We start from the raw sequence: 20774 nt of genomic DNA, 5'->3' as shown, positions 1-20774 counted from the left end.
TGGGTTTAGGAGCGTTTCATGCAAAAAAGGATTTTGGTCATAGATGACAATAGAGCTATTAGGCAAAGTGTTGCTTATATTTTGGAGCAGAATGGTTTTGTAGTTGCTGAGGCTCAAGATGGTCTTGAGGGTGTATCTAAATTTAAGGAGGCTGTTGGACAGAGTGATAAAGATTTTGATCTGGTAATTACGGATATAAATATGCCTAATTTAGATGGAATAGGAGTGATAAAGCAGATAAGAGAGTTTGGAAGTTTTGTTCCAATACTTGTTTTAACTACTGAATCTGAGCAATCAAAAGTTGATGAAGGTCGTAAAGCTGGTGCTACTGGTTGGCTTGTTAAACCTTTCAATCCCGATACTCTTATGAAAACAATATCAAAAATATTTTAGTTTTTATATTGTAATCTTTATTTTTACATTGTCTTAAGGTTTAGGCTTATGAGTTTTAAGTTAGATAAACAATTTTATTTTCATTTGGGGGAATTGATAAAATTTAATAGTGTTAATGCTCCTGCATTAAAGGGTAAGCCTTTTGGATCTCAGATTGATTTATGTCTAGATAAGGTATTAGAAATTGCTAAAGATATTGGTTTTCAGGTGCATAAAGATCGAGATGGATATTATGGTTTTGCTGAGATAGGTCAGGGTGATGAACTTATAGGTATTTTAACTCACATTGATATTGTTGATGCTGGAAATATATCTCAGTGGCATTCAAATCCTTTTGAACTTGATTTTAGAGATGGACGAGTATATGCTAGAGGTATTTTGGATGATAAGGGTCCTTTAATGGCTGTTCTTTATGCTTTTAAAATGTTGCTATTGGAGAGAATTTATTTCAAGAAGAGATTTAGAGTAATTTTTGGAACAGATGAAGAGACAGCATGGCGTTGTATTGAGCAATATAAAATTAAAGAAGAGATTCCAGATTTTTCTTTTACTCCTGATGGCGACTTTCCTATTGTTAATGCTGAGAAGGGATTATTGCAGTTTGATGTTATTAGTGATGAAAAATTTTTTATGAATTTTGAGCTTGGCGTAGGGTATAATGTTATTCCTGATGAATGTTCTTTTGAACTTGGTGATTCTAATAAAGATGATTTTAGAATCTTGCTTGATAGTTTTGGTGGTAACATTAGGTATAAGTTTTTTGAAAATAATGTTTTCATTTATGGTACTTCTGCACATGCTTCTTTGCCTGAACTTGGTGTTAATGTTGCTCCTTATGCATTAGATATTATTAGATCCTTAGGTGTAAGGGCCAATTTTATTAATTTTTTTGAAGATAAAATTGGTTTTACTATTAATGGAGAAAAATTGTTTGGTAGTGTGTTTGAAGATGTGCAATCTGGAAAACTTACTCTGTGTTTGACAAAAGTTAAATTGTCTAAGACATCTAATCAGATTTTATCTTTTGATATGAGATATCCTATAAGTTATAAGAGAGAAGAACTGGTATCTTTAATAAAGCAAACTTTAAATTTGTATTCTCTAAATTATAGTGAGGTTTCTTTTCTTGATCCTCTTTATGTTGATTCTAATTTAAAATTTATTTTGTCTTTGATGGAAGTTTATAAAAATTTTACGGGTGATCGTGATGTTAATCCTATTGCTATTGGTGGTGCAACTTATTCAAGAGCTTTGAAAAATTGTGTTGCTTTTGGTCCATTATTTAAGGGTTCAGATAATACGGCCCATAAGACTAATGAGTATATGAATGAAAATGAACTTATAAACCTTATTTCAATTTATAAGAATGCTATTGAAAAACTTAATACTTAAAAATTCATATTTTAAAATTTTGCCATAGTAATTGAAGTCCTATTTTCTTATATTTGTTTGTGTTAATGAATAGTTAATAGGCAGTAATCTTGTCTTAAATTTTAATATTAACTTTTTCAGTTAAACAGTACCGGTAGTCGGAGTCGAACCGACACGAGATTGCTCTCACTAGATTTTGAGTCTGGCGCGTCTACCAATTCCGCCATACCGGCAATAGATTTTATTTTACTACAATAGTCCCTAAAAAATCATCATCTTTATTAAAAACTTTTTGCAAATTTTTAAGATCAGTGCCATTGAGTATATAGGCTTTAAGACTAAGTTTTAATGCTAATTTAGTTGCTATTGGATCGAATGGCAGATTTGAACCAGGTTCCCAGTTTTTTCCCACAATATTTTGTAATTCATTCCAAGTGATATTCTTAAATCCTTTTGCATCATTAAATTTTTTGGGATCCTTGTCGTAAATTTGATTAACATTGGTTAAATTGATTATTTCATTTGTTTTCAACTTTTCAGCAAACTTTACGGTGATATAATCCGTTGAAAATCCGGGTTTCCATCCTGATGCAATCAATATTTGTCCTTTAAACTGAAAATCTTCAGTTGGATTGCTTACAATATCGTCTATGCAGAATGGTTGCATTGCTTTGCTTATAAGCATTGCGTTTAATTTGGTTGCCATTATTCCAATCTCATCAAGTTCATGATTCTTAAATTTAGGATTAATTTGCTTATAAGCATCTTGATATTCTCTTGCTGTTTTTCCTCCCCCTATAATTAAAATAACTTTTCTGTTATTCTCTTTTTCTATCCATTGAAAAATAAGATTTCTAAAGTCTTTAATGTATGTTGTATTAATGTGAGTAGGATTTATGATCCCACCTCCAAGACTAATTATTTTTATCATTTAAGCCTCTTATTTTTGAGTTTATTATTATTTTTTAAGTTCGTATTATATAGTATATTTATATTCGGTTTGTTGGAAAATATATTTAAATCATATAAGCTTATTAACTATGCTATAGACTGTTTCCTTATATCTTGTAATTAAAAGTATTTAGTATATTGAGTTGCTTACAGATTTTTGTTAGGTAGTAGTTATTTATTTAGGAGGATTTTATGTATAAGTACAAGGTTTCTGTGATCATTTGTTTTTTTAATGCTGAGAGTACCCTTGAAATGATGATAAAGAATGCTGTTAATCAGACATTGCGAGATAAAGAAATTATCTTGGTAAATGATGGTTCTTATGATAATAGCTTAAAGATAGTGCAAAAATTTGCTGAGCAATATGATTGTATCAAAATTATTAATCAGAAAAATATGGGAATATCTGTTGCTAGAAATAATGGTTTTGATCAGTCTGAAGGAGAATATATAGTCTATTGGGATAGTGATGATTCTGTTGAGAATACTATGCTTGAGGTATTATATAATAGGGCAAAAGCTGATAATTCAGATATTGTTTGTTCTCAATTCTATATTTACTTTCTTGCAAGGAAGATTAAAAGAAAATCTGTTCTTCCTTTCCCAAATTACCCAATAACTGGTGAAGAGGCTTTTAAGAATTTGCTGTTGACCGTTTTTGCTAGTTTTTGTAAAAAGAATTTTGTTGTAGGTACGGTTTGGGATAAATTGATTAGAAGGGATTTGATTGTAAAGAATAATATTAGATTTAGTGATGTAATATTAGAAGATGTAGTTTTTATGCTACACGTTTTTTTAAAAGCAAGTAAAGTTTCTTTTGTAAATAATTATTTTTATACTAATTTTCAAAGAATGGGGAGTGCCAGTTCGTCAATCAGTGTAATTACTAAAGTTGATACGTCTCTTAAAGTTGTGGAAAATATTTTAAAGGAAGAGGGATTTTTTGAAAAATATTTTGAATACTATAAAAAGTTTTATTTGCAGCTTTATTATTATATTTCTTTTAAGCAGGTTTATGTTATTAGTTGGCACATTAAGGATAAACTTGTATATAAGGCTCATAAAGCAAAACTCGTTTCTGTTCTTAATGAAATTAAGGATTCAAAGGAATTTCAAAGTCATTATGCAAGTCTTAAGAGTTCCAGATTTAGTGAGTTACAAACTTTGCCAAAGATGATGTTGAAAATTTGGCGTTTTAGTTCTGTGTTGTATGTTAATTTTTCTATATTTGTCTATAGAGTTTTTTTGAAAAATTAATACCTTATTCTTGTATTTATTTTTGTACTATTTTATAATGGGTCTAAGGGAGAAATTTAGTTGCAGGTAGGATTTAGGGATGTCTCATTTTCTTATTATAAAACTAATGTTTATTCGAATTTAAATTTAAGTTTTGAAAAATCACAAAATTATTTGATTCTTGGTAAGAATGGGGTAGGGAAAACCACTCTGCTTAGACTTCTTAGTGGACTTTTAAATCCATCTTCAGGGGAAGTTGTATTTAATTCTTTAAAAAATTTTCCAAGAAATCCTTTAAATTTAGTAAATTTGTTTTTTGTTCCAGAAGAATTCTCTTTGCCTGATATTTCTTTAAATGATTATTGTAGGTCTTTATCTAAATTTTATCCAAATTTTAATGAAAAAAACTTTAAGGAATATCTATCAAAATTTGAATTGGATGTTAATTTGCGGTTTTCATCTTCATCATACGGTCAGAAGAAAAAAAGTATTATTGCTTTTGCTATTGCTACGGGTGTTTCTGTTTTGATATTTGATGAACCAACAAATGGTCTTGATATTGAGTCAAAAAATGTTTTTAGAGATATTTTAAATGATTTGAAGGACAGGATGGTTTTTGTTACGGGACATAATGTTAGAGATTTATCAGATGTTGTAGAGCATTTGATCATTGTTGGTAATAATAGTGTTCTTTTTTCAAATTCGATATCTTGTATTAAAAATAATTATAAAATTAAAATTGTAGAGGAATTAGATGGAAGAGAACTTTATTATGCAAAGGTAAAGGGTGGTTTTAAGTCACTTTATTTTGAAAATGGAACTTTTAGTAATAATTTTGACATTGAATTTTTCTTTTTATATATCATTAATGAGGGCTTAAAGGATTTATCAAGTGTTTAATTTGAGGAGATTTTTAAAGTTATTTGATCTTGATTTTTTTTATAATAAAAAATTTTATTTTTATTGTTTTATTTCAATTTTTTTATTTTTTCCTTTCATTTATTTTTTTTGTATGATTTGTGGAGCCTATAGTTTTATTGATTTTGTAGTTGATAGAGTGCTATTAGATAAGATGATACTTGATTTTGTGTTTAATTTTATTTTATTTCCTATTATTTTTTTTGTCTCAGTACATAATATGTTTAATCACTATAAGTCGATTCATGATCCGCTTAAAAATGTGTTTTATTTGTCTTTGCCCGTTTCTACTCTAGAGAGATATTTTTTTGTTTTATTGAAATTTTTATTTCTGTTGCCTTTATTTTTACTTATTTGTTGTTATTTGAGTTTCAATATAGTTGTATTCTTGGATCAAAACCTTATTATGGAAAGTAAGATGCATTATTATATACCTTTTGATGTTTCATTGCTATTTATTAAAAATACTTATCTTGTATATTTATTTGGATTTTCCATATTTTTGTTCTCTAGGATTATGTTTAAAAGTCATCCTTTTTTTAAATCAGTTATCATTGTGAGTTTATATTTTATTTTATTGGGTATTTTGTTTAATTTTATAATATTTTTTGTTGATAATTATTTATTTAAAGTTATGAGTGGTTTTTATAATTGGGTAGAATCTTATTTCTTTAAATATATTGGCATATCTTTTGCAGGATTTATTTATTTTTATTTATACTTTGTGCTTAGAAATTTGGGCAATTTAAATACTAGAAAAATTGGTTTTACCATTTTAATGGGGCTTACATCTTTTTTTGTTGTATTTGTCTTTTGTTTTTTGACATTTTTAGTTCTTTATGCCATTTATGCATCATATGTACTTCATGCTTGAGAGTTGGTAATTGTTGATTGTGTGAATGAAGTACATATTGATTTTCATGATTAAAATTTTTTTGAAATACTAACTAAAGGTGATCTTTTTTCTGGGAGTAAATATTATAAAACATTTATTTTTTAGCTAGGTAAAGAAGGTATTATTCTTAATTTGTATGGGTCTTTTTATAGCTAATGTACCTTTTAAATTATAATGTGAAATTGGTTAAAAAGTTTGCAAATTGTGATGTTTCTTATTTGAGTTATTTGGAGGGTGTTGACAATGAATAGTCTAAAAATTTTGGTAATAACAGGTGGCGTAATTTCTGGAATAGGTAAAGGGGTTACATCTGCAAGTATTGCAAGATTATTTAAGGATAATTTAAAGATAACACCAATTAAGTGTGATGGTTATTTAAATACTGATCCTGGGACTATAAATCCTGTTGAACATGGAGAAGTTTTTGTTCTTGATGATGGTGGTGAAGTTGATATGGATTTTGGTCATTATGAGAGATTTTTGAATCAAAATTCTAAGTCTAGTTGGAATATTATAATGGGTAAAATATATAAAAATATTCTTGAAAATGAGAGGCGTGGAAAATACTTGGGTAGAACTGTGCAGCTTATTCCTCATGTTACTGATGAGATTAAAGAGACAATTTTAAATATTGCTAAAGAAGAGCATAGTGAACTTCTGGTTATTGAAATTGGTGGTACTGTGGGAGATATGGAGAATATCTTATTTATTGAGACAATGAGACAGCTAAGGTATGAGATTGGAAGTGATAATATTGCTTTTGTTCACTTAACTTATATCCCAAATCCTGCTGGAATAAATGAACAAAAATCCAAACCTACACAGCAAAGTGTAAAGACTTTAAATAAATCGGGCATTTTTCCAGATTTGATTGTTGCAAGAAGTTCTAGGCTTCTAACAAACCAGATAAGACAAAAAATAGCAATGTTTTGCAATGTTGATGCTTCTTGTATTGTTGATAATATTGATGTTGCAACTATTTATGAAATACCCATATCTTTTTATAGACAAGGATTACATGAGATTTTAGGTTCAAAATTGAAAATTAATGTTACGCCCAAATTGGATGAATTTGAAAAGTTAGTAAATATAATAAAGCGAAATCTAATCTCCCCTCAAAAGGTTGTAAATATTGCTATTTGTGGAAAATATACTGAACTTGGTGATTCTTATGCATCAATATTTGAGTCTTTAACCCATGTTTCTGCTAATTTAGATATATTGGTTAAGACAACTGTAATTGATGGTATTAATTTTGATGAAGGAATGATGAAAGGTATAGATGGAATAGTAGTGCCTGGTGGATTTGGAAGTCGAGGATATGAAGGTAAGATTCGTGCAATTAAATATGCTCGTGAGAATAATATTCCTTTTCTTGGTATTTGTCTTGGAATGCAACTTGCAGTTATTGAATTTGCTCGTAATATTTGTGGAATATCTGATGCTGATACTGAGGAGATTTTATATGAGAATAATTCTACTTTATGTTCTATAAATCCTGTTATTCATTTATTGTCTGGACAAAAAGAACTTAAGGATAAGGGTGCTACAATGCGACTTGGTGGGCATCCTGTTTTACTTAAAAAAGATACTCTTGCTTTTAAGCTTTATGGAAGTGATATGATCATTGAGAGATTTAGGCATAGGTATGAAGTTAATAATGGTTATCTTGATTTATTTAGTAAACATGGTCTTGTTGTTTCTGGATTTTCTGAGGACTTTCAAATAGTAAAAATAATAGAGATACCTAAAAATAAATTTTTTGTGGCTTGTCAATTTCATCCTGAACTTATTACTAGATTGGAAAATCCGTCTAAGCTTTTTGTAGGATTAGTTAAGGCATGTCTTTGATTTTAAGGTTTTTTTTTAAATTTTAGTGTATAAATTTAATATGGTTGATAAGTAATTTTTTTGTGATATTTGGTTGGAGGTATAAAATGAATGAGGATGATGTTAAGAAGGCAATTTCTGTTAAGAGATTGGTTAAATATTTTTTTGATGAACTTAAATATAAAATGAAGATACCTTGTTTTAGACCAAATAATAAATATATGACTAAAAAGTATATATTGCTTAATCTTTTAAGAAAAATAGCCAGTCTTCCATTTTATAAGCAATATGAGATTGAAGAACAGTTTTTTCTTGATATTGCAGGAAAGGGTGTGCTTACAGATGCAGTACTTATTAAAAGATTAAATTATGAAAAATGTGTTATTATTGGTGTAATTGAGGTAAAAGAAGAGCATGTTGATCTTGAATATGAGATAAATAGGTTTTTAATTCAGGGTAGTAAGGTGAATGTTCTTTTTTGGCAGCCTAAACGGACTATTTTGAAACAAGATGAAGAATTGATTGTATTAGATGCGGATGATATCTTTAAACTAGATAACGATTTTTATTTGCCAGTGGTTAAAGAGAAATTAGAAGATTTTATTAATATTTTTATGAGATTTTTTTCTTATGAGGATGTTTTATTTGAGTATAATAAAATAACGGGTAAATATTTTTTCATTAAGGATAAGAATAATAGTTATAACTAAAAACAATAATTTATAGATATTTCTTTTGGATTTGTGTTATTATAAATAATTGTTAGATTATTTGTTTTATGTTGTTAGAAAATTCTTTTTTATGGTAAAATTTTTTCATGTATAAATTTCCGTTTTTTCGTAAAAAAAAGTCTGACATGTCTGCTTTGAAAAATGAGCCTTTAGGTGATGTTGAAGAGATGATTGTTAGTGATGTAGGTGTATGTGAGGATGCAAGTTCTTTGAAAGAAGTGGTAAGGGGTTTTTATCACGCTAAATCGTCTATTAGTAATATATTAGTTAGGATTGAATTTTTATATAAAAATTTATTTTCTAATTTTGAAAATATTGATAAAGTTTTTGAATCACTTATCAATAAGGCAAATGATGCTCGTAGTCAAGTAAATATTATTTTTGAAGATATTGAAAAAAGTAATAGAGAAAAATTACAAAAGGTTACTGATGTTATTGTGGGTGTTCAGAAAAGTTTAGAGACCATTAATAATTTTTTGGGTGCAACTAATATGATTTCTCTTAATGCTAAACTTGAAGCAGCAAGAGCAAGAGAGTATGGAAAAGGATTTTCTGTTGTTGCTGATGAGATTAAGAGACTCTCAGATCAGGCAAAGGGTGTTATGAACATGATTTCTGTTAAAGAAATTGAACAAGTATCTAAGGATTTGGTCTCTAAGAATATTCAAGAATTGCAATTAGATATTGATAATTTTTTCTCAAACGTTATCAAAGAGCTTACTTCTCTGGATGAGTTATTTAAATATTGTGTTAGTCAGCGAAGTGAATTTTCAACTCTAATTGATGAGCTTGAAAATGTTGAATCTAGCGTTTCTTATTTATCAAGGAATTGTGATTCTTTATCTAGTTCTAAAGTTTTTGTGTATTCTAATGATGATTTTTTAAATGAATTGGAATTTATTATTTCAGAACATATGTCTTGGATGAATATTGTAAAAATGATTGTTGAGAATCGAAAGAATATGGCAATTCAGAGTGATCCTATGAAGCATGGTTTTGGTTTGTTCTATCAATGTTTTGCTCCAAAAGTACTTGAGATTAGAGAAGTTTGGGAAAATATTTATTCTTATTATGTAAATATTCATAAATTTATTGGTGATATAATAAAAATCTTTTCAGAAGGTAGTTGTAACGATGTCGATTTTAAGTATGCAAGAGATTTGTTAGTACAGGCTGAGGGTTTGTCGGATGAAATAATTGCTGAACTTGAATCTGTGAAAAAAATGGTAATTGAATATGAAAGTCAGGGTATTAATGTTTTTGAATAATTAAAGTTATTGTTTATTTTAGTCTTAAGTAGTTTAATGTTTAAAGGTTTTTCATTTAGTATTTTACTTTAGTTTAAGGTATGTACTACTTAGAAGGTCAAATTTTTTGGTAAAATAAGTGTAAGTATGGATTTAGCTAGGTTTGTTCATTTACATGTGCATTCAGATTTTTCACTCTTAGATGGGGCTGCCAAGATTACGGATATTGTGGCACAGGCTAAAGAGTATAATATGTCTCATATTGCTTTAACTGATCATGGTAATCTTTTTGGTGCTATTAAGTTTTATAGGGAAGCAAAAAAAGCAGGAATTAGGCCCATAATTGGTATTGAAGCTTACATGTCGAGTATTTCAAAACATATAAAAAAGAATGATGAGCTTGGAAAACCCTATTATCATTTGATTCTTCTTGCCAAGAATGAACAGGGATATAAAAATTTATTGAAACTTACAAGTGTTTCTTATCTTGAGGGATTTTATTATCGTCCTAGAATAGATAAAGATGATCTTGTAAAATATTCAGAAGGACTTATTTGTACGTCTGCATGTATTGGAGGGATTATCCCTCAACTTATTCTATCAAATAGGTTTGATGATGCAAAGAATGAAATTCTTTGGTTTAAAAGTATTTTTGGTGATGATTTTTATCTTGAACTTCAACGTCATGGGATTAAGCAGCAGGATATAGTTAATGAAAAATTGATAGCTTATTCTAAAGAGTTTGATGTTCAGTTGACCGTGTCTAATGATTCTCATTATGTCAATAAGGAGGATGCTGCAGCTCAAGATATTATTGTTTGCATTGGGACTGGTGCTAAGAGAAGCGATTCTGGCAGATTTAAAATGGAAACGGATGAATTTTATATTAAATCTCAAGAAGAGATGTGTGAACTTTTTAAAGATTTGCCAGAAGCTTTGGCAAATACTGTAAAGATTGCCAAGAAATGTGATGATTTTGAAATTAAATTTCCAGGTCCCATTTTCCCCGAATACCAGATACCTGAGAAATTTAATACTCTTGGTCAATATCTAGAATATTTAACATTTGATGGTTTGAAATTTAGATATGCAAATGTGACTGATAGCATTAAAGAGCGTGCTTTTTATGAGCTCTCGACAATTATCAAGATGGGATTTGAGGCATATTTTTTAATTGTTTGGGATTTTATTAAATTTGCTCATGATAATGATATTCCTGTTGGCCCTGGTCGTGGTTCTGGTGCTGGTTCTATTATTGCATATGCCTTACGTATTACTGATGTTGATCCTTTGAAATATAATTTGCTTTTTGAGAGATTTTTGAATCCTGAACGTGTGTCTATGCCTGATTTTGATATTGATTTTTGCTTTGAGCGTAGAGATGAGGTTATAAAGTATGTTACAAGAAAATATGGAGAAGATAAGGTTGCACAGATAATTACTTTTGGAACCCTAAAACCCAAGGCTGTAGTTAAGGATGTGGGTAGGGTTTTGGATATTCCTTTTGTTGAATCTAATGAGCTTACTAAACTTATTCCCGATGGTCCAAAAATTTCCTTAAGAGAAGTTTTTAAAGATAAAGCATTAAAGGAATATTTGAATAAGGGACCTATTTATAATGAATTGATGGAAGCTGCTCTTCTGCTTGAAGGAATGAATAGACATGCCTCAACTCATGCAGCAGGTATTGTGATTGCTAGGACTTCGCTTACAGATTATGTTCCTCTTTATAAGGATTATAAACAAGACACAGTCTCTACACAGTATACTATGGATTTATTAGAGGATTGTGGTCTTGTAAAGATGGATTTTCTTGGACTTAAGACATTGACTTTGATAAAAAATGCAGAAAAACTTATTCGGATTACTAATCCTGATTTTAGTATTGCTAATATTTCTGATAGTGATGCTAAGACTTTTAAAATGCTTTCTGAAGGGCGTAGCACTTCTGTTTTTCAATTTGAATCTGAAGGTATGCAGCAAGTTTTAAAAGATTCAAAACCTGACAGTATTGAGGATTTAATTGCTTTAAATGCACTTTATCGTCCTGGACCTATGCAATTTATACCACAATTTGTTGCTGCTAAGACGGGAACTAAGCGTATTAAATATCCTCACCCAGATTTAACAGAAGTTTTAAAACCAACTTATGGTGTTATTGTTTATCAAGAACAAGTTATGGAAGTTGCAAAGATTATTGGTGGGTTTTCTCTTGGAAAAGCAGATATTTTAAGACGGGCAATGGGTAAGAAGAAAGAAGATGAGATGAATAGGATGAAAATTGACTTTATCAAAGGTGCTCTTGATAAGGGTTATGCTGAAAGTCTTGCAAGTGATATATTTGAACTTCTAAAGCCTTTTGCTGGTTATGGTTTTAATAAATCACATGCAGCTGCTTATTCTTTAATAGCTTATCAGACAGCATATCTTAAAGCCAATTATCCTGCAAGTTTTATGGCTGCTAACTTGACAAATGAGATTAATAATACTGAAAAGTTGTCTTACTATATTGAAGAGACAAGATCGATGGGAATTAATGTTTTAAGACCCGACATAAATCAGTCTTTTAAAGATTTTCGTGTAGTTGGTTCTGATATTTCTTATGGTCTTAATGGTATTAAGAACATTGGTGAATCGATAGTTGATCTTATACTTAATGAAAGGCAAGAGAATGGGAAGTATAAATCTTTTGAAGATTTTGTTAAACGAGTAGATGAAAAAGTTATAAATAAAAAATTTCTTGAAGCTGCAATAAAGTCTGGTCTTTTTGATAGTCTTGGCCAAAATAGAAGAACACTTATTGAAAATTTTGATAAATTAATAGCTTTTGTATTGGAAAATAAGAATGCAAAAAAATTGGGACAAAATAGTTTATTTGGTTCCGAAGATATTATGGAAAATAGTTTTAATTATAATGTGTTTGAAGAATATTCTTATCTTGAACTTTTACGATTTGAAAAGGAGCTTTTAGGTTTTTATGTGTCTGGGCATCCTCTTGATCCTTATAAATCGGAATTGGCATGCTTTACAAACTTTAATGTTGCAAGAGATCTTGCGTCTAGAAAAAATACTGTTGTTAGATTTGCAGGTAGTTTGAACTTGGTTAAGGTTGTTCATCTTAAGAAAAATAATGCTAGGATGGCTTTTGGAATTGTCGAAAATTTTGACGGTGCAATAGAGATTGTAGTTTTTTCTGAGAGTTATGAGCGATATAGGCATTTATTGATTGAAGATGATGTAATTGGTGTTATAGGTAAACTGACATTTAGTAGAGATAAATTTTCCATTATAGTTGAAAAAATCTTAACTATTAAAGAAATTTCTGTTAAAAAAATTAATAATCTTCATATTAAATTATCTAAAGAGGGATTAAATGATTCTAAACTTCTTATTTCTTTAAAAGATGCAATTTTTAATCTTGAGGATGATACTGGGTGTTCATATGTCTATCTTTATTTAAAAAACAACGATAAAAACTTAAAACTTAAGATGGATGTGACTCTAAATTTTCAACCTGATGAGTTGAAACTTAATGAATTGCGAGGTCATAAAATAGTGGAGGATATTTGGTTTGATTAGGAGGATTAGTTTGTGATAATAGAGACTTTAATTGTATTTTTGGACATTTATAGAATTTTGATTTTGATCAGAATTCTTCTTAGTTGGTTTGTATCCTCAGGAATTAGTACTAATGCATTTTTTAGATTTATATATAGTACAACAGAGCCATTTTTATCTGTTTTTAGAAGGATTAGGTTTTTTAGATTTGGTATTTATGATTTCTCCCCAGTTGCAGCTTTAATTACTCTTTTGATAGTTGAGAGAATGTTATCTTATGGTGATTATAAACTTTCTACGTTTATAATATTATTTATTATTGAAGTTTGGGGAATCTTGAGAAGTATTTTTGTTGCTCTTATTTTTTTCTTTGTTTTAAGGGTAATATTTTTGTTTTTACGTTTATTTGATGGTACTGATTTTATGAGAAGTGTTGATTCTTTATTAGTCCCATTGTCTTTTAAAATAAAAAATATTGTTACAGATAAACATATGTCTTATGTTATTAGTTTAATTGTGGCAGCATCATTATTGTTGGCATTCATCATTATTTGTGAGCAGGCTGTGTTGGCTATTAATATTTTAGGCGTTTATTTACCTTTTTAGGGATTTTTCATGTTTTTGCATGAGTTTCAGTATGGCTTACAGGGCATTAATGGCCTTGGTAGCAGGGGAATTGATAGATTAAATAATATTCGCATTACAAATATTAAGGAACTCATAGAATATTTTCCTAAAAAATATGAAGATCGTCTAAATATGATACCATTCCCAGATCCATCTAAATTTAGAAGTTGTGAACTTATGACAATTTTTACTGTTATAGAACATAAGAATTTTGGGAATCCTTTCAAAAGAAATTTAAAAATTATAGCTAGAAGTGAGAATAATGAACTATTTGAAATTCTTCTCTTTAATAGAAGTTTTTTGGAGCGGATTTTTCAAATAGGTCAAAAATTTTATATTTATGCTAGATTTAGCTATAACGATTACACTAGGATGTGGAGTTGTTCCAATTTTGATAGTGAAATATTTAGTTATAATCCTTCAAAATTTAAAAAAATTATGCCGGTTTATTCTCTTAGTGAGGGACTTAGTTCTAAAAAAATATCCTCTTATGTTAAGGGTGCTCTTTTTTATTTTTTTAAATTTGGCCAGTCAGATATTCCTGAATTTTTAATAAATAAATATTCATTATTGCCTTTGCATGATGCTTTAAATGAGATTCACTTTCCAAGTTCGATTGCAATGCTTAAAAGAGCAAAAAAAACTTTAATTTATAGAGAAATTTTTTTACTTCAATTTTTTTCAAGAGGCAGGAGTTATAGAGTTTTCTTAAGGAAAGAAAAATATTTGTCCACTAATTTACTTAAGCAAATTGTTGCAAAACTGCCATTTGAACTTACAAGGGATCAAAAATTTGCAATTGCTGAGATAATTAATGATCTTAAAAAAGATAAGCCAATGAATAGATTGTTACAAGGTGATGTTGGGAGTGGAAAAACTCTTGTTGCTTTTTTGTCTAGCATTCCTTTAATTGAGGCTGGATATCAGGTTGCATTTATGGTACCTACTGATCTTTTGGCTCGTCAGCATTATAATAATTTGAAAAATATATTGAAAGATTTTGATGTTTCTGTGGCTCTTTTGACTGGCAGTTTGAAAAAAAAAGATAGAAATGATGTTTTGGAAAAAATTCAGAGTGGAATTTATAGTTTGGTTATTGGTACCCATGCTATCTTTTCTCAAGGAACAAAATTTAAAAACTTGGCTTATGTGATTATTGATGAACAGCATAAATTTGGTGTTGAACAGAGAGAAGAGCTTAGAAATAAGGGTGAGGAGGTTGATGTTCTTTTGATGTCAGCAACTCCTATTCCTCGAAGTTTAGCTTTAACTATTTTTGGAGATCTTGAGGTTTCTTTAATTAAAAAGGGTCCTGCGGGTAGGATGCCTGTTACTACGTATTTGGCAAGACATGGCAATGAAGAAAAGGTGTATGAATTTTTGAAAAAGGAACTTGCAAAAGGACATCAGGTTTATTTTGTATATCCTTTAATATCATCTTCAGAAAAGTTTAATTTAAAGGATGCTACCAGTATGTGTTTAAATCTTCAAAATGTTTTTGTCAAATATTCTGTTGCGTTGATTCATTCTAGGCTTGAATCTCATGTAAAAGAAGAGATTATGCATAATTTTTATTTGAAGAAAATAGATATTTTAGTTGCAACAAGCGTTATTGAAGTTGGTATTGATTGTCCCAATGCAACTTGTATGGTAGTGGAGAATGCAGAACGTTTTGGGCTCTCCACATTGCATCAAATTAGAGGACGTGTTGGTAGAAGTAATTTAAAATCTTTCTTCTTTTTGCTATATAAGGAGCCTTTAACCGAAGCAGGAAAATTTAGACTTAAAACTATAAAGGAAAATACAGATGGATTTAAAATAGCAGAAGAAGATCTTAAATTAAGAGGTCCTGGTAATTTATTTGGTCTTGAACAGAGTGGTTATTTGCATCTTAGAATATCTGATTTTGTGGAAGATAAAGAAATTATAGGTTTAATGAGAGAAGAACTTGATATGTTTTGTGCAAATAGGGATTTTTATGATAAATCAGATATTGAATTACTAGATAGTCTTTTAGTATCATACTTAAAATCGGTTCATAAGAGTACTTAATATTAGTTTGTGTATTTTTGAATTAGCTGTGAAAGTTCTTTTTTATGTTGATTCCAAAATTCAAGGAATTTATATTGTAAGTTATTGAAGTATTTTTTTTGTAGATTACATGCTTCTTTGCCAATGTACATGTAATGCCAAGGTTCTGCTTTGTAGCCAGTTTCTTTTTCATGTTTTTTGGGGTATGATAATGAAAATCCATACTTTGATGAATGTTCATAAAGCCATTTGCCTTCTTTTGTATTTAGCAAGTTGTCATCTAGATTTATGAAATCTATGGTTGTTCCTAACTGGTGTTGCGAATGATTAGAAATTGCTGATTGGATTTGTGCTGATTTTATACCATACGTTTTTACATTATACTGAAACAAAAAATTTTGGTATTCTTTTGTTCTGTATGCTGATATTATTTTTATTTGTAATCCGTTTTTTTTGCTTGCGTTTATAAGATCGATTAAGTCATTTATTACTATTTTTCTTAATTGTAAATTTTCTTTAACAAGATTCTTTAGTTCTTGAAAATTTTTTAGATAAACTAAGTCGTTTGGATTATATCCTTTGGGAATGGGAATTTTTTTATTTACAAGTATTAATAGATTGTTTGCTTCTGCTTCAAGTAATGGTTTTAGTTCTTGAATAAATGAAATGGGTTCTTTTTTTATTTTTGTTTGATGAGCTTTATCTAAAGTTTTTATTGTACTTAGTAAGATTTGAAAATCTTGTTTTGATATTGGGTTTGCTGCTAAATAAAAATTATTGATTAGCAATATTAATGAAAAAATATTGTGCGATCTCATTAATGTATAATTATATTGCATTTATATTATTTAATGCTTGAAAAAATTATTAATGTTTTATATTTTTAGGTTTTGAGTCTTTTTTTGTTTCAATTGATAATGTTTTTTGATCATCATGATTATTGTTTTGAGGATTATGTAATTCCTAATATTTTTTTAATAGAGTTTTTTCAAGGTAATTGAATCAAGATTCATTCTGAAACACTGATTTAATTTTAAAAATATATTATAATGGCAATTAAGGATATTATATGAGCAATATGAATTTAAAATTTATTTTGATTTTATTTAATAAAGGCATTGCTGCTAATTTTCTATAGCATATTTTTTTAAGTTGGTTTTGTTTGTTTTTCTGACTATGTAAAAATCTGCTGTTTTTGTATTTAAGAGGATATTATGTATTCATTAAGCAAATCTAAAAAAAACAGTGTATATCGAGATGTTTTTAATATTGCAATTCCAACGGCCATTGAATTCTTTTTGTTTAACATTGTTGCATTTACGGATAATATTATGGTGTCTTATCTTGGTGATTATCCTGTTGTTGGTGTTTCTCTTGCAAATAAATTGTTTGAACTTTTTAATACTATTGCCTTTGCTGTTATGGGAGCTTATAACATATTGGCAACAAGGCAGTATGCTCAAGGTGATATTGATGGTTATAAAAACACTTTTTTTATTAGTATTATAATACTTTTATTTTTTTCCTCTTTATTTATAGTGGTTTCATTATTTTATTCATATTTTTTTCTTGGATTGTTGTCTGATGATTTGGTAGCTATATCTTATGGAGTATCTTATCTTGATATTGCTGTTTATTCTTTTGTATTTGCAGTTGTTAAGGGAATTATTGCTAATTCTCTAAAAGTTGTTAAAGTGACTAAAATTCAAATTATTACTTCTATTATTGCAGTTGTTGTAAATATATTTTTTAATTATGTATTTATTTTTGTTTTGAATATGGGAGTAATTGGTGCTGCTATTGCAACTACATTGGTTCGTTTAATTGAGCTTGTTTTTTATCTTTTTTATACTGTTTTTAATGTAAATTCACATTTTTATCTTAAGTGTGAAGACTTAAAAATTAATCCTGTGATATTTTCTGAGTTAATTAAGGTTTTTGTTCCAATTTTTTTCAATGATTTTATTTGGTATGTGGGATATTTTGGTTTAATTGCTATCTTTTCAAGAATTGATACGGCCAAATATGCAGCCTATAGTATCACTTTTTCTACTTATCTTATTGCATTTAACATGTTGTATGCGTTTTGCTTTGCTGTTAATATTGTGATGGGACGTGAAATGAGTAATAATAAGGATGAGATAATGTCTGTTGCATGCTATTTGAGGAAAATAGGTTTCGTTTTGGCTGCTTTGACTTCTATGATAATGTTTATGTTGTCATTTGTAGCTCCTTATGTTTTTTATAAATTAGAGTATGCCAGCCTTATGGGGGTTATGTTAAGATATTATTCAATTTCAGCTTTCTTTACATCACTTGCATTTCAATATCTGTTTGGCTTTTTCCGTGCGGGTGCGTCCCCAAATTTTGGGGCTATTATGGAAGGTATTGTGACTTTGGTTTATACAATTCCCATTGCATATTTTTTGGCAAATTATACACAAGTTCCTTTTGAGCTTGTTGTATTTATTCCAACTCTTGAAGATGTCATTAAATTTAGTATTTCTCTGCCTTATTTTTATAGTACTAAATGGATTAAGTCTATTAAAACAGGTTAATTATTTTGTTATAATACTGATGCTGTGTGTTTAGATGAGATTAGAGGTAAGAATTTTTTAATTATGGGTTTGGGACTTCATGGAGGGGGTCTGTCTGTTGCAAAATTCTTATTAAAACATGGTGGTAATTTGGTAATTACCGATTTGAAAAATGAAATTGAGTTAAAGCCAAGCATTGATTCTTTAAAGCAGTTTGAAAGTAACGTTCGATATGTCTTGGGATATCATGATGAGGAAGATTTTAAGAGAGCAGATATTGTAATTAAAAACCCTGGTGTGAATTTTGACAATAGATATTTGAAGCTTGCAAAAAGAGTTGAGAGCGATATTAGTTTATTTTTAATGTTTAATCAAAATCCAATAATTGCTATTACTGGTACTAAGGGAAAATCAACTCTTGCATCTCTTTTGCATAGAGCTTTGGTTGCTAGTTATCCAAATTCTAAGCTTGGAGGTAATATTGGAGTATCTCCTTTGAGTTTTTTAGATGAACTTGATGGCACGTCGCCAATTATTTTGGAACTCTCTTCTTGGCAATTACATGATATTGAACATTTATCTCCTATAATTAGCATTATTACAAATATTTATTGTGATCATCAAAATTATTATTCAAATTTTGATGATTATATAGCGGATAAAGCAAAAATCTTTATAAATCAAAATTCAGGAATTTTGATCTCTCAAGATCATGCTTATTATAATTATTTTTCTAAGTTTAAACATAGTTCTAAGCTTATTTTGTTTTCAGAAACTGTGCCTTTAGATTTTAAAGAGGATATCTTTTATTTTAAAGAGGGAAAAATATATCTAAATAATAGTGAAATAGATGTTCTTGAGGAATCAAAAATTGTGCTGTTAATTTCTAAGATGATTGCTATTTTTGTTGCAAATCATTTGCATTTGGATTTAAATATTTATTCTAAGATTGTGGCTGGTTTTAATGGCATTGAGCATAGGTTAGAATTCGTAAAAGAAATTAACGGTGTTAAATATTACAATGATACGGCATCGACAATTCCTGATTCTACAGTTTTGTCTATTAGAAGTTTAAAAGCCAATGTAGAATCGATTCATTTGATTACTGGTGGGACTGACAAGGAACTTGATTTTGAAGTTTTTTCTGGTATTTTAACTTTGGTTAAGACTTGGATTTTACTTAGAGGAAGTGCTACTTTAAAAATTATTGAGTTTCTAGAGGCTAGGAATATTGATTATTTTGTTTTTTCTTCTTTAAAAGAATGTGTTTATTGTGCTAAGGAAATTGCTATGCTCAATGATATAGTTTTATTTTCCCCAGCTAGTGCCTCTTTTGAACTTTTTGATAATGAGTTTGATAGGGGAATTTGTTTTAAAAATTTAGTTAATAGGATGATTTAAATTCTTTTTTTTATGACCTTATAATAGATATATCTTAGTATTTCAAGAATATTATAAATTTTGTATAAAAATTTTTTGTATACAAAATCATAACATCCAATTCTGTGAATAATTATGCCCCCGAATCCTGTTTTAAATTGAAATAGTCCAAATAGAGGATGTCTTGCATCAGCAATTGGAGGAATTCCTAGCAAATCATATTCTTTTATTGATAGGGTTTTAAGCATTTGTATTGTGTGAAATTGTACTGCATAATTTGGCATTAGATGTCTATTTTTACTACTTGATGCACCATAAAGATATGTGGCTTTGTCTTTATATATACCAACGATGATTCCAGATATTAATTTTTCATTGTGTATTGCAATTATTAGTTTTATTGTGGAGTGTTTATCTTCTTTAAATGCTTTTATTAGGTGTTTTATATAGTCTTTTGAGTGAATGGCAAATTTGTCTCTTTGGGCCGTTTCTTTATAAAGTTCATAAAATGCATCAAAATATTTAAAGTTGTCATCTATGATAACTTTAATATTTTTTTTATTGCTAAGATTGATGTTGTATCTTGTTTTCTTTTTCATCTTAGCTTTAATATCGTCTAGTGAGTCATTTAAGTTTAGTATTGTTGTATTTGATGGTTGTATATCATCAAATGATTTTTTTAGATTCTTGAATTTAACTTTTAATGGAATATATTCTTCTTTGATATTTCTTGAAGTATAGAACATTAAATCGTATCGTATAAATATTGTATTTTTATGTAAATATTGTCTTATATTTTCACTAAATTCTTTTATTTTGTTGTTAATTTCGTCTACATTGATATCTTCAATTCTTTTGTTTGAAAATTCTGGATGAGCAATATAACTTAAATAAAAATTTCCAAAAAGCTTTCTTTGCATCACAAGAATTTTATTAAAGTGGTTACTGCTTAGTGCTATGGCTTTCCATGCACTTTTCTTGCTGGAAGTTTGTTTTACAACTGTCCATAGCTTGCTTTGGAGATAATTTTTATTTAAGTTTTCTATTTCTATTTTTTTAATATTCATTG

The 20774-nt window shown here is 28.7% G+C and carries 16 protein-coding genes and 1 tRNA gene; 13 read left to right on the top strand and 4 right to left on the bottom strand.

Annotation, left to right across the window (positions count from 1 at the left end; all coding sequences use genetic code 11):
* Positions 1-18: 18 nt before the first annotated feature.
* Entirely contained in the window at positions 19-393 is a 375-nt protein-coding gene (locus tag U881_RS0104785; RefSeq protein WP_024653468.1) for a response regulator, read from the top strand.
* A gap of 48 nt (positions 394-441) precedes the next feature.
* On the top strand, positions 442-1785 hold the full coding sequence (locus tag U881_RS0104780) for a Sapep family Mn(2+)-dependent dipeptidase (RefSeq protein WP_024653467.1): 1344 nt from the start codon (positions 442-444) through the stop codon (positions 1783-1785).
* A 128-nt stretch (positions 1786-1913) separates the two neighbouring features.
* Here U881_RS0104780 and U881_RS0104775 read toward each other — a convergent pair.
* Positions 1914-1997, bottom strand: a tRNA-Leu gene (locus tag U881_RS0104775).
* Between the two features lie 8 nt (positions 1998-2005).
* A complete protein-coding gene (gene pyrH, locus U881_RS0104770; protein ID WP_024653466.1) occupies positions 2006-2695 on the bottom strand; it encodes a UMP kinase in 690 nt (229 codons plus the stop codon).
* A gap of 212 nt (positions 2696-2907) precedes the next feature.
* Here pyrH and U881_RS0104765 point away from each other — a divergent pair, with 212 nt between their 5' ends.
* The 9 genes from U881_RS0104765 to recG all read left to right on the top strand — a co-directional run bounded on the left by U881_RS0104765 (position 2908) and on the right by recG (position 15809).
* Positions 2908-3972: a glycosyltransferase family 2 protein gene (locus U881_RS0104765; RefSeq protein WP_024653465.1), complete on the top strand. Its 1065-nt coding sequence runs from the start codon at positions 2908-2910 to the stop codon at positions 3970-3972.
* A gap of 60 nt (positions 3973-4032) precedes the next feature.
* Entirely contained in the window at positions 4033-4851 is an 819-nt protein-coding gene (locus U881_RS0104760) for an ATP-binding cassette domain-containing protein (RefSeq protein ID WP_024653464.1), read from the top strand.
* 157 nt (positions 4852-5008) lie between these two features.
* Positions 5009-5743, top strand: a complete 735-nt coding sequence (locus tag U881_RS0104755) for an ABC transporter permease (protein WP_235048132.1) — start codon at positions 5009-5011, stop codon at positions 5741-5743.
* Between the two features lie 264 nt (positions 5744-6007).
* Positions 6008-7615, top strand: coding sequence for a glutamine hydrolyzing CTP synthase (pyrG, locus tag U881_RS0104745; protein ID WP_024653462.1), 1608 nt, complete (start codon positions 6008-6010; stop codon positions 7613-7615).
* Positions 7616-7701: 86 nt separating this feature from the next.
* Positions 7702-8304, top strand: a complete 603-nt coding sequence (locus tag U881_RS0104740; protein ID WP_024653461.1) for a hypothetical protein — start codon at positions 7702-7704, stop codon at positions 8302-8304.
* Between the two features lie 107 nt (positions 8305-8411).
* Complete coding sequence (locus U881_RS0104735) at positions 8412-9593, top strand: methyl-accepting chemotaxis protein (RefSeq protein ID WP_024653460.1); 1182 nt, start codon at positions 8412-8414, stop codon at positions 9591-9593.
* A gap of 126 nt (positions 9594-9719) precedes the next feature.
* On the top strand, positions 9720-13151 hold the full coding sequence (gene dnaE / locus U881_RS0104730) for a DNA polymerase III subunit alpha (protein ID WP_024653459.1): 3432 nt from the start codon (positions 9720-9722) through the stop codon (positions 13149-13151).
* 12 nt (positions 13152-13163) lie between these two features.
* On the top strand, positions 13164-13736 hold the full coding sequence (locus U881_RS0104725) for a YggT family protein (protein WP_024653458.1): 573 nt from the start codon (positions 13164-13166) through the stop codon (positions 13734-13736).
* Between the two features lie 9 nt (positions 13737-13745).
* Positions 13746-15809: an ATP-dependent DNA helicase RecG gene (gene recG / locus U881_RS0104720; protein WP_024653457.1), complete on the top strand. Its 2064-nt coding sequence runs from the start codon at positions 13746-13748 to the stop codon at positions 15807-15809.
* Positions 15810-15811: 2 nt separating this feature from the next.
* Here the strand turns inward: recG and U881_RS0104715 are convergent, their stop codons facing one another.
* Positions 15812-16606: a M15 family metallopeptidase gene (locus U881_RS0104715; protein WP_024653456.1), complete on the bottom strand. Its 795-nt coding sequence runs from the start codon at positions 16604-16606 to the stop codon at positions 15812-15814.
* Between the two features lie 396 nt (positions 16607-17002).
* Here U881_RS0104715 and U881_RS0104710 point away from each other — a divergent pair, with 396 nt between their 5' ends.
* Positions 17003-18346: an MATE family efflux transporter gene (locus U881_RS0104710; protein ID WP_024653455.1), complete on the top strand. Its 1344-nt coding sequence runs from the start codon at positions 17003-17005 to the stop codon at positions 18344-18346.
* 24 nt (positions 18347-18370) lie between these two features.
* Positions 18371-19726 (top strand): UDP-N-acetylmuramoyl-L-alanine--D-glutamate ligase, encoded by a 1356-nt coding sequence (gene murD, locus U881_RS0104705; protein ID WP_024653454.1) that lies wholly within the window; start codon positions 18371-18373, stop codon positions 19724-19726.
* Here the strand turns inward: murD and U881_RS0104700 are convergent.
* Positions 19723-20772, bottom strand: a complete 1050-nt coding sequence (locus tag U881_RS0104700; RefSeq protein WP_024653453.1) for a lipid II:glycine glycyltransferase FemX — start codon at positions 20770-20772, stop codon at positions 19723-19725. The genes murD and U881_RS0104700 overlap by 4 nt on opposite strands.
* Between the last annotated feature and the right edge of the window lie 2 nt (positions 20773-20774).

It is taken from the genome of Borrelia persica No12 (assembly GCF_000500045.1).
Classification (GTDB): Bacteria; Spirochaetota; Spirochaetia; order Borreliales; family Borreliaceae; genus Borrelia; species Borrelia persica.
Note: the sequence above shows the minus strand (reverse complement) of the source record. Positions and strands in the feature narration are given on the sequence as shown.